The organism is Mycolicibacterium septicum DSM 44393, from assembly GCF_000455325.1.
Classification (GTDB): Bacteria; Actinomycetota; Actinomycetes; order Mycobacteriales; family Mycobacteriaceae; genus Mycobacterium; species Mycobacterium septicum.
In genome coordinates, this window is record NZ_HG322951.1 from 3107159 (window position 1) to 3114759 (window position 7601).

The window sequence follows — 7601 nt, forward strand, 5'->3', positions numbered from 1 at the left end:
TGAGGCGATCCACCGTCAGGCGGTCTGTCAAGGATGCGGGCGTTGGACGACTTCCAGGTAGTCCCCGGGCACGGTGACGACGGCTTCGGTCCTGCCCTCGCCATCTGTGAACTCCACTTCATAGGCCGGCGGGAGATCGGGCCCGGCGTACTTGGTGTGGTCCATGACGACCGTCCCTTGCGCCCCGGCCGCGAGACCGTGGCCGGGCAGCGGCCGCCGGAGCCGGACCATGTCGTATTCGACGGGTTTCACGTGATCCATCCTGCTCACCTCATCGAAAGCGGGACGAGTTTGAGTCAGGTGGTTCAGCCCCTCGAACGCTCGACAGTAGGGTGGGCGAGTGGCCGAGATCGCGCCGCTGCGCGTGCAGCTGATCGCCAAGACGGAATTCCAGGCGCCGCCTGACGTGCCGTGGAGCACTGATGCCGATGGTGGGCCCGCGCTCACCGAGTTCGCAGGCCGGGCCTGTTACCAGAGTTGGTCGAAGCCCAATCCGAGGACGGCGACCAACGCGAGCTACATCCGTCACATCATCGACGTCGGGCATTTCTCCGTCCTGGAGCACGCGAGTGTCAGCTTCTACATCAGCGGTATCTCGCGGTCGGCCACCCACGAGCTGATCCGGCACCGGCATTTCTCCTACTCCCAGCTCTCACAGCGCTATGTGCCCGAGAACGACGCCGAGGTGGTGGTGCCGCCCGGGTTCGAGGACGACCTGGAGCTGGTGGAGATCTTCACCGCCGCCGTCGACGCCAGCCGCGCCACCTACGCCGAACTGCTGACTCGCCTCGAAGCCAAGTTCGCCGACCAGCCGAACGCCGTTTTGCGCCGCAAGCAGGCCAGACAGGCCGCCCGTGCGGTGCTGCCCAACGCCACCGAGACCCGCATCGTGGTCACCGGCAACTACCGCGCCTGGCGCCATTTCATCGCGATGCGGGCCAGTGAACACGCCGATGTGGAGATTCGCAGGCTGGCGATCGCCTGTCTGCGTGAGCTCGTAGAAGCAGCTCCGGCGGTGTTCTCCGATTTCGAGATTTCGACGCTGGCAGATGGTAGTGAGGTGGCAACCTCCCCGCTGGCGACGGAGGCTTGAGACCACCGGGTAATCTTGGCGCGTGAGTACGAGCGGAATCGATGTAACGGCGCAGTTGGGCACGGTGTTGACCGCAATGGTGACGCCGTTCAAGCCCGACGGCTCGGTTGACCTCGATGCCGCTGCCCGGCTGGCCAATCACCTCGTCGACGCCGGCTGCGATGGCCTGGTGCTCTCGGGTACCACCGGCGAATCGCCGACCACCACCGATGCCGAGAAGCTCGCGCTGTTGCGCGCCGTGCTGGAGGCGGTGGGGGACCGGGCCCGCATCATCGCCGGCGCGGGCAGCTACGACACCGCCCACAGCGTGCATCTGGCCAAGGCCAGCGCCGCCGAGGGTGCCCACGGCCTGCTCGTGGTGACGCCGTACTACTCGCGGCCCCCGCAGGCCGGTCTGATCGCGCACTTCTCCGCCGTCGCCGACGCCACCGGCCTGCCGAACCTGCTCTACGACATCCCGCCGCGGTCCTCCATTCCGATCGCCTGGGAGACCATCCGGGTCCTGGCCGGGCACCCGAACATCGTGGGCGTCAAGGACGCCAAGGGTGACCTGCACGGTGGCGGCCAGATCCTCGCCGAGACCGGGCTGGCGTACTACTCGGGTGACGACACGCTGAACCTGCCCTGGCTGGCCATGGGCGCCGTCGGCTTCGTCAGCGTCTGGGGACATCTGGCCGCAGGTCAGCTGCGAGACATGTTGACCGCGTTCAATTCCGGCGATGTCGCCACGGCCCGCAAGATCAACGTGTCGCTGGCCCCGCTGGCCCGTGCCCAGGCCCACCTCGGCGGGGTGACCATGTCCAAGGAGGGCCTGCGGTTGCAGGGATTCGATGCCGGCCTGCCACGGCTGCCGCAGATCCCTGCCAGCCCTGCTGAGATCGAGGCGCTGGCCGCCGATATGCGTGCGGCAGCGGTGTTGCGCTAGTGAGCACCGAACTCGCGCCCCCCAAGCCCCTGGCCCCCGGCGGTCTGCGAGTTACCGCGCTGGGCGGAATCAGCGAAATCGGCCGCAACATGACGGTCTTCGAGCACCTGGGCAAGTTGCTCATCGTGGATTGCGGTGTGCTCTTCCCGGGACACGACGAGCCCGGGGTCGACCTGATCCTGCCGGACCTGCGTCACGTGGAGGACCGGCTCGACGATGTCGAAGCGCTCGTCGTCACCCACGCCCACGAGGACCACATCGGCGCGATTCCGTTCCTGCTCAAGCTCCGTCCCGACATCCCGGTGGTCGGCTCGAAGTTCACCATCGCGCTGATCCGCGAGAAGTGCCGCGAGCACCGCATCAAACCCGAGTTCGTCGAGGTCGCCGAGCGGCAGAGCAGCCAGCACGGGGTCTTCGAGTGTGAGTACTTCGCGGTCAACCACTCGATCCCGGGATGCCTGGCCGTCGCCATCCACACCGGTGCCGGCACGGTGCTGCACACCGGTGACATCAAGCTCGACCAGCAGCCGCTCGACGGCCGTCCGACCGATCTGCCGGGCATGTCGCGGCTCGGCGATGCCGGGGTCGACCTGTTCCTGTGCGACTCGACCAACTCCGAACACCCGGGCGTCAGCCCGTCCGAGACCGAGGTCGGCCCGACGCTGCACCGGTTGATCCGCGGAGCCGAGGGCCGCGTGATCGTCGCCTGCTTCGCGTCGAACGTCGACCGCGTGCAACAGATCACGGATGCTGCGGTGGCGCTCGGCCGGAAGGTTTCGTACGTCGGCCGCTCGATGGTGCGCAACATGGGCATCGCCCGCGAGCTGGGCTACCTGAAGGTCGACGACGCCGACATCCTCGACATCGGCGCGGCCGAGATGATGCCGGCCGAGAAGGTCGTCCTGATCACCACCGGTACCCAGGGTGAGCCGATGGCGGCACTGTCGCGGATGTCGCGCGGCGAGCACCGCAGCATCACGCTGACCGCGGGCGATCTGATCATCCTGTCCTCGTCGCTGATCCCGGGCAACGAGGAAGCGGTCTACGGAGTCATCGACGCGCTGGCCAAGATCGGCGCCCGCGTGGTCACCAATGCCCAAGCGCGCGTGCATGTTTCCGGCCACGCGTATGCGGGTGAGCTGCTGTTCCTCTACAACGGGGTGCGTCCCCGCAATGTGATGCCGGTACACGGCACCTGGCGGCACATGCGGGCCAACGCGGCGCTGGCTGCCAGCACCGGGGTGCCGCCGGAGAACATCGTGCTGGCCGAGAACGGCGTGAGTGTGGACCTGGTGGCCGGTAAGGCCTCGATCTCCGGTGCGGTGACCGTCGGCAAGATGTTCGTCGACGGGCTGATCACCGGGGATGTCGGCGACGCCACCCTCGGCGAACGCCTCATCCTTTCTTCGGGTTTCGTGGCGGTGACGGTGGTCGTGCACCGCGAGACCGGGAAGCCCGCCGCTCCCGCCCATCTGTACTCCCGCGGGTTCTCCGAAGATCCCAAGGCGCTGGAGCCGGTGGCGCGCAATGTCGAGCGGGAACTGGAAAGCCTTGCCGCCGACAACATCACGGACCCGACGCGGATCGCCCAGGCCGTCCGGCGCACGGTCGGCAAGTGGGTGGGCGAGACCTACCGGCGCCAGCCGATGATCGTTCCGACCGTCATCGAGATCTAGTCGAATTGGTGCACCGAGCGACTCGGCGGTGCCGTTAGATTGGATCGGTGAGCCGTCCCGCACCGCAGGTGCCATTCGAGCGACGCCGTCCGATTCCCCCGTTGAACTCGGTGGACGAGGTAAAGCGCGCGGTGGCGTACCCGTACTTTCTCCGTGGTCTGCTCACCGTGGGTACCGTCATGTTCGCGCTTGTGTTCGCGTGGGCGATGTATGCCCTGGTCAACCGGGACCGGGACCTCGACACAACGATCACCATCGTGTTCGCCGTGGCCCTCTTCACCGTCGCGGTGCTGGTGCCCAGAGTCGGGTTCCCCATCCTGGCGCGTCGCTTCTACGCCCGGGTGATGCGTGGCGGGGTCCTGTGCGACGTCTACCCGGCCGGATTTCGGGATGCCGAGACCGCGATTCTGATCGACGCACGGCTACCCGACGCGCAGGCTGCTTACGTGCACGATGCGATCGTGTCGTGGCTCGGACGGTCGGCTTCGGATCCGGCGGCCCGTACCCAGGCCGGAGACCTGTTCGCCGGTAGTCGGATTCGCAGTGCCGATGAACTCGCCGGCCCGGGCGCCCGGGGTGGGTTCCTCGTGGCCACGGACAAGAATCCGTACCAGGGCTGGCGGCTGATCCTTCCCGAGACGAATCCCCGTGACCCGCACCGGCCGTACTCGAATGGTCTTGTGGTTCAGGTCGACACGCCGAGTCTGGAGTCAGCCGGCAAGTAGCAGGACCCCACCGGTCAGCAGGGCGACGACCTTGACGAGCTCGAACGCGACGTAGACGTAGTGCGCCTGCGATCGCCCCGCCGCTTCCTCTCCCGGGGCGACGGCCAACACGGCGTTCGAGCGTTGAGTCAGCTTGGGCCGCACGGCGATCAGTTGCACGGCCAGCGCCGCTACGGCAACCACGAAGGCCGTGATCGCTGCCGCAGACGGGCGGTGCATGGCGAGGGTCACGATGATGGCCGCGGCGAACGCGGTTTCCACGGTGTTGAGTGCACGGAAAACCATGCGCCCGATGCCGAGTCCGATCTGCAGCGTCACACCCGGCGCCCGGAACTTCAGCGGCGCCTCGATGAACGAGATCGCCAGCACCATGCCCAGCCAGCAGAACGTCACGGCGACCGCGACAGCCAGACCGGCATTCATCATGAATCTCCTTTCGGGCCCAATCGGGCCACGCACAGATCCGGCTCGACGAATGCGTCGAGCCGCTCGACCGCAACGGGCGCCTGCCAGCTTTCCAACGCGCCCTGCATCAACCCGAGGTGGATCGGGCACACGACCGCGGCGCGGGTCTGGGCAAGTTCGAGAAATGGGCAGTGGCGCAATCGGAGCTGGTCATCCTCGGGCGGCTCGGGCGCGAAGCCGATGTCGCCGAGTGTCTGTACGAGGGCGTCAACGGGGGAGTCGGCAGCCGGGCGCGGGATCGTCCGGCCCCAGGCGCGGCCCATCTCCCGGGCCTTGGCGGCCGGATTGTCGTCGGCGGCCAGTCCGTTGGCGAGGATCTCGGCCAGCATCCGGTAGTGGGTCGGCCCGGCCGGATCCATCCGGCGCACCGCGCGGTAGAGCTGCGGGGGTCGGCCGGGGCTGCGGTGGTGAGGTTGGACACGTTCCACCTGTCCGCCGGCCTCGAGGTGTTCCAGGTGAAACCGCACGGTGTTGGCGTGAACTGCGAGTTCGGCCGCGATCTGCGCGATGGTCATCGGCGTGGCCGAGGCCTTCAACGTGCTCAGCACGTCGACCCGGCGTTTCCCGACCGCGGTGATCATGGATAGAGTTTATACAACCAGCTGTTGTAGAAACTAGGGGCCACGCGCCACCGATCCGGAAAGGGACTTGTCCGATGGCTGAAGACCTGTCTGGCCACGACGATGTCGAGTTGCTGCTGTGGCGCTTCTACAGCAAGGCGCTGTCCGATCCGGTGCTCGCCGAGCCCTTCTCCGAACTGCGCGCGAAAGGCCTGCGATCCCATCTGCCCGTCATGTGTGACTTCTGGGAGACCGTGCTGTTCCGTGCCGGGCTCTACCAGCGCAGCGCGCTGATCGTGCACCGTGAACTGCACACCCGTCATCCGTTGTCGGCGGAGCATTTCGTGCGGTGGCTGACGTTGTGGACCGAGACCGTCGACGAGTTGTTCGAGGGTCCGCACGCCGAGCGGGCCAAACTTCAGGCGGGGCGCATCGCCAAGGCCATGCACCGGCGACTGGCCGGCGTCGACGCCGCCGAGCTCGACGCTCTGGTTGCCTGCTAACGCTTTTCGGCGAAGGCCGTCCATTCCACCTGCGAGGCGGTCAGATTCCGGCCCGACGGTGAAATGTAGTGCTCGATGAGGTAATCGGGCCCGGCCTGCTCGGTCAACTGCCAGCCGTAGGGCTCGACGAAGGCCGCCACCTGCTCCGGATCGAGCCCGAACTGCCACAGCCGGCTGCGAACCCGGAACCGCCGATACAACGATTCGGCCCCGTACCGGTTGGTGCCGTCGATGAAATCGCTGCGCACATACGTGAACGCCAACCGGCTCCCCGGCGCCGCCGAGCGGAGGAACTCGAACGTCGACCCGACGCCGTCGGCGCTCAGATACTGCGTCACGCCCTCCCATACGAAGAAGGTGCGGTGTGTGCCGAGGTGGCCGTGCCTGGCGAGTTCGGCGGCCAGGTCGTCGCGTTCGAAATCCACCGGCACCAGGTGCACCGAGTCCGGCACGGTTCCCAGCGCCCGGCGCACCACCGAGCGTTTGCGCTCGATGTTGACCGGCAGGTCCACTTCGAACACCGGGATGGGGCTGTGCCGGGCCAGCCGGTAGCCCTTGGTGTCCAGGCCGGCACCGAGAATCACCACGGCGTCGATATCCGAAAGCGCCTGCGTGAGCTTGTCGCCGATATAGCGCTTGCGGCAGGTCAGGTTCGCCCACAGCCCGGGACCCGACCGTTCGGTGGCCTGGATCAGCAGTCTGCGGGCAACGGACCAGCGTGTGGTCCGGGTGAATGCGCGCAGCGCGGGCGGCAGGAACGCGCCGGCCAGATCGTCGTCGACGAGCCGTCGCCGCACCGGCTCGTACTGCTCGACGGCGGCAAGCACCATCGGGCCGATCGCGGTCGCGGCGACGGGATCGCTCATCGCTTGTTGACGATGCCGGCGTCCACGGGAAGTGTCACGCCGGTGACGTAACGCGCCTGGTCCGACACCAGCCAGGCCACCGCGTTGGCGATGTCCTCGGCCTGCACCACCTGCACCGGCAGCGCGTTGGAGAAATCGGTTGGCGCCTTGAGTTCCTCGGAGATGTGGCGTAGCCAATCCCGGGTGAACTCGTTGTTGATCATCGGGGTGTCCACTCCGGTGGGGTGGATCGAGTTGACCCGAATGCTGTGCGGGGCAAGGAAGTTGGCGTAGGCCCGCATCAGGCCGACCACCCCGTGCTTGGCTGCGGTGTAACCGAGTGAGCCGCGGTCGCCGCCGCCGACGCCGATCAGGCCGGCAGCCGAGCTGATCAGCACGATCGATCCGCCGTCGCCCTGGGCGACCATGATCGGGATCGCGGCCTCGACGGTGTGGTGTACGCCCGAAAGGTTGACGTCGATGACGTCGCGCCAGCCGTCGGGGCCCGACTGCATCGGGGCGATCCCGGCATTGGCGACGACGATGTCGAGCCGGCCGAGCTGGTCCACCCCGGCCTGCAGCGCCGCGCGCAGAGCTTCCTCGTCGCGGACATCGGCCTGCGTGGCGACGATGCGTGCCCCGGTCTCCTCGACGAGCTTGACCGTGGCGGCCAGATCATCGGGTGTGGCCAGGGGATAGGGCACCGACTCGATCTGCTCGCACAGATCGATCGCGATGATGTCGGCGCCGTCGGTGGCCAGTCGCAGGGCCTCGGCCCGCCCCTGGCCGCGCGCGGCCCCGGTGATGAA

General features: G+C 67.5%; 10 protein-coding genes. 5 read left to right on the top strand and 5 right to left on the bottom strand.

The genetic code is table 11. The features are described 5' to 3' along the window. Nucleotides 1-27: 27 nt before the first annotated feature. Complete coding sequence (locus TX88_RS14680; protein WP_044517757.1) at nt 28-261, bottom strand: DUF4926 domain-containing protein; 234 nt, start codon at nt 259-261, stop codon at nt 28-30. Between the two features lie 79 nt (nt 262-340). On the opposite strand from TX88_RS14680, the gene thyX reads away from it, so the two are divergent. The 4 genes from thyX to TX88_RS14700 all read left to right on the top strand — a co-directional run bounded on the left by thyX (nt 341) and on the right by TX88_RS14700 (nt 4419). After that, complete coding sequence (gene thyX, locus TX88_RS14685) at nt 341-1093, top strand: FAD-dependent thymidylate synthase (protein ID WP_044517759.1); 753 nt, start codon at nt 341-343, stop codon at nt 1091-1093. A gap of 76 nt (nt 1094-1169) precedes the next feature. After that, nucleotides 1170-2018: a 4-hydroxy-tetrahydrodipicolinate synthase gene (gene dapA, locus TX88_RS14690; protein WP_210741322.1), complete on the top strand. Its 849-nt coding sequence runs from the start codon at nt 1170-1172 to the stop codon at nt 2016-2018. Further along, nucleotides 2018-3694: a ribonuclease J gene (locus tag TX88_RS14695; protein WP_044517763.1), complete on the top strand. Its 1677-nt coding sequence runs from the start codon at nt 2018-2020 to the stop codon at nt 3692-3694. The genes dapA and TX88_RS14695 overlap by 1 nt, the downstream gene beginning before the upstream one ends. Before the next feature lie 47 nt (nt 3695-3741). Continuing rightward, nucleotides 3742-4419 carry a hypothetical protein gene (locus TX88_RS14700; protein ID WP_162563142.1) on the top strand — a complete coding sequence of 226 codons (678 nt, stop codon included), beginning with the start codon at nt 3742-3744 and terminating at the stop codon, nt 4417-4419. Here the strand turns inward: TX88_RS14700 and TX88_RS14705 are convergent. Together TX88_RS14705 and TX88_RS14710 are read right to left on the bottom strand one after the other, a co-directional pair. Then, nucleotides 4405-4842 (bottom strand): hypothetical protein, encoded by a 438-nt coding sequence (locus TX88_RS14705; RefSeq protein ID WP_044517766.1) that lies wholly within the window; start codon nt 4840-4842, stop codon nt 4405-4407. The genes TX88_RS14700 and TX88_RS14705 overlap by 15 nt on opposite strands. Beyond that, the gene (locus tag TX88_RS14710) at nt 4842-5465 is read right to left on the bottom strand and encodes a helix-turn-helix transcriptional regulator (protein ID WP_044517769.1); all 624 of its coding nucleotides are present in this window, start codon (nt 5463-5465) and stop codon (nt 4842-4844) included. The genes TX88_RS14705 and TX88_RS14710 overlap by 1 nt, the downstream gene beginning before the upstream one ends. A 74-nt stretch (nt 5466-5539) precedes the next feature. Here TX88_RS14710 and TX88_RS14715 point away from each other — a divergent pair, with 74 nt between their 5' ends. Further along, complete coding sequence (locus TX88_RS14715) at nt 5540-5947, top strand: group III truncated hemoglobin (RefSeq protein ID WP_044517771.1); 408 nt, start codon at nt 5540-5542, stop codon at nt 5945-5947. Here the strand turns inward: TX88_RS14715 and TX88_RS14720 are convergent. Then, nucleotides 5944-6813 carry an SAM-dependent methyltransferase gene (locus TX88_RS14720; RefSeq protein ID WP_044517772.1) on the bottom strand — a complete coding sequence of 290 codons (870 nt, stop codon included), beginning with the start codon at nt 6811-6813 and terminating at the stop codon, nt 5944-5946. The two genes, TX88_RS14715 and TX88_RS14720, sit on opposite strands and share 4 nt — an antisense overlap. Then, a partial coding sequence (locus TX88_RS14725) for a mycofactocin-coupled SDR family oxidoreductase (RefSeq protein WP_084621912.1) occupies nt 6810-7601 on the bottom strand: 792 nt, incomplete at its 5' end. The genes TX88_RS14720 and TX88_RS14725, both read right to left, overlap by 4 nt.